Origin of the sequence: Flavobacterium sp. (assembly GCF_013822155.1) — a bacterium.
In the GTDB taxonomy this organism is placed as follows: Bacteria; Bacteroidota; Bacteroidia; order Flavobacteriales; family Flavobacteriaceae; genus Flavobacterium.
The window spans coordinates 1-2,700 of the sequence record NZ_PNJW01000123.1; the positions used below are offsets into that span (position 1 = coordinate 1).

General features: G+C 33.4%; 4 protein-coding genes. All 4 read left to right on the forward strand.

The annotated features are described in order from the left end of the window. On the forward strand, positions 1-311 hold a 311-nt coding region (locus tag C0512_RS15070), incomplete at its 5' end, for a hypothetical protein (RefSeq protein WP_290863044.1). A 3-nt stretch (positions 312-314) separates the two neighbouring features. Further along, positions 315-1,556, forward strand: a complete 1,242-nt coding sequence (locus C0512_RS15075) for an alpha/beta fold hydrolase (RefSeq protein WP_290863046.1) — start codon at positions 315-317, stop codon at positions 1,554-1,556. A gap of 74 nt (positions 1,557-1,630) precedes the next feature. Then, complete coding sequence (locus C0512_RS15080) at positions 1,631-2,323, forward strand: hypothetical protein (protein WP_290863048.1); 693 nt, start codon at positions 1,631-1,633, stop codon at positions 2,321-2,323. Between the two features lie 83 nt (positions 2,324-2,406). Beyond that, the coding region (locus C0512_RS15085; protein ID WP_367161180.1) for a DUF6642 family protein at positions 2,407-2,700 on the forward strand (294 nt) is incomplete at its 3' end.

The window sequence follows — 2,700 nt, forward strand, 5'->3', positions numbered from 1 at the left end:
TTAATTTGGGATGTATGCGCAGATCAACTGGTAATTCAACTAGTTGTAATGTTTGTGTTTATATAATTTTTACAATTAAATATAAAAAGATGGATAAAGAAACAATAATAAAAAACCTAATTGCAGCCGGTTATACAACAAACTTTACTTTAGATAAAGATTGTTTGTACTGTGGAATTACTGAAACTACTTATCTGCTTATATCTTTTAACGTTGACAAAGAAATAGGCTTTATGGAAGATGGTATAAATAAAAAAATTAGAGCTGTAAGTTCGGAAGAATATGGTTTAAAAGGTTATAATGTACATTAAAAAATGAAAAAAACAGAATTACTTATAAAAAACAAAAATGGGGAATCTTTAGCTGCTCAGTTAATAACTCCAATGAATGGACAAATTAACAGCATCGCTATTTTTGCACATTGTTTTACCTGTTCGTCTAGTTTGGCTGTGGTTAGAAATATTTCCTCAGAACTCACCAGGCATGGAATAAGCGTTTTGGATTTTGATTTTACAGGACTTGGGCACAGTGATGGCGATTTTAGTGAAACTACTTTTTCCAATAATGTTTCTGATATTATAGCCGTGAATGAATTTCTGACAGAGAATTATATTGCACCAACCATATTAATTGGACATTCGCTTGGTGGGGCCGCAGTAATTATTGCTGCGAACAAACTGCCAAATATACAAGCAGTGGTTTCAATTGCCGCGCCTTCTTACGTAAAACACGTGATCAAGCTATTTGAAGGTTTGGAAGATTCCATTACTGAAAATGGAGAAGCTGTATTATCAATTGGAGGAAGGCCGTTTAAGATAAAAAAGGAATTTATTGATGACCTAGAAGCCCACAATTTGGAAGATGAGGTTAAGTTGCTGCGCAAACCTTTATTGCTGTTGCATTCACCCCAGGATTTAATTGTTGGTATTGAAAACGCTGCATCTTTATACCACAAGGCACATCATCCAAAAAGTTTTATCAGTCTTGATGGTGCCGATCATTTAATTAGCAGTAAAGAAGATGCCTTTTACGTAGCCGAAGTTATTTCAAGTTGGGTAAAACGGTATGTTGTAATAAAAAAGGATGAAAAGGTTGAAAAATATGAAGAGGATGTAAAGGATACAGATGGAGAGCAAGTGTTGGTATATCACGAGACCATAGTACCCTTTACAAGCCATATTTATACTAAAACGCATCACATTTATGGGGATGAGCCTGTGGAATTTGGTGGGGATGATTTAGGATTATCGCCTTATGAACTGCTTAACGCGGCTATTGGTTCTTGTACCGTATTGACCTTAAAATTATATGCCCAAAGAAAGCAATGGGATTTAAAAGAAGTTTTCGTGTATTTGAGTTATTCTAGAAAACATGCAGCTGAGTTAAAATTAGAAATTGAAGAAATGGGACAACTGGATCACATTTCTAAAAAAATAAAACTTGTAGGCAACCTAACGGAAGAGCAAAGAAGTAAATTAATGGAAATTGCTTCAAAATGCCCGGTTCATAAAACGGTAGCCAGCAAAGTATATTTTGAAACACAACTAATTTCATGAAAAGATAAATTTGTCGGACTACAAACTTTGACACGAATGTATGTGAATTTATTAAACGCAGAGTAGATGCCAAAATGAAAAATAAAAACGAAGTCATTGTTGTAGGAACTATTCATAGCCAACATCTTGGAAGTGAAAAATATAGTTTAAAAGTTTTTGCTGACATTATCAAAAATCTAAACCCGGATGTAGTTTTAGCTGAGATTCCACCTGATCGATTTCTTATTGCCGATGAACAATTTCAGAGATTAGGAAAAATTGATGAACCACGGGTTCTGCAGTATCCTGAATTTAGTAAGGTGATTTTTCCTTTGCAAAAGACGTTAGGTTTTTCTTTAAAACCAGTGTCAGCCTGGACGGAAGAAATGGCAAATGCAAGAGAAAATAGATTGGAAGAAATTAAAGCGGATAAAAATAAAGCAAAAGATTGGGAAATCTATATGGAAGCCAGGCAATTATCGGGGAAATTGTTTGAAAATTACATGAAAGAATTTGATCCTGTTAAAATTCACTCTGATGAGTTTGACCGGATTTTAAATATTGAGCTGCAGGTTTTCAGCGATTTGTTTAATGATGATTTAGGTAAAGGAGGTTGGGAAAATATCAATCAGGCGCATTATGAAAAAATTGATTCTGAGTTAAATGAAATAATCAACCAAAAGAAAAGAGTACTGGTGATTTTTGGTTCAGGACACAAAGGGTGGCTTGTGAAGAAGCTCCAATCAAGAACAGATATTGTCTTAAAAAATCTTTTGGATGTGATTTAATTTTGTGTGCTAGTGCTAACCAAAGTTTCTTTAGCGCAAAAAAAATCGATACCAAAAAGAAGAAAATTTTAAATTTATATTCAATGAAGCCGGAAAGTTTTATTTATTGTTTAGAAAAGGTTCCAGATTCGGAAATTGAACAAAAAACCGAAGTCTTACTTAGTTTAGAAAAGTTAGCACTAAAAAAAGAAATTACCAGTATTTACAAATCCTGCGATTCTATTGAGGGACTGGAAGAAAGTATAATCGAATTAACTAAAGGTGATGTTAACTTTAATCGTTATGATATAATATATTTTGTTTTAGAAGGCGAAGGAAACAACATAGTTATTAATGATTATAGCTACAGCTTACAGGAAATTGCCGAACTTTTTGAA

Coding starts and splice junctions, on each gene's coding strand:
- C0512_RS15075 (WP_290863046.1), top strand. CDS start 315: ATGAAAAAAACAGAATTACTTATAAAAAACAAAAATGGGGAATCTTTA.
- C0512_RS15080 (WP_290863048.1), top strand. CDS start 1,631: ATGAAAAATAAAAACGAAGTCATTGTTGTAGGAACTATTCATAGCCAA.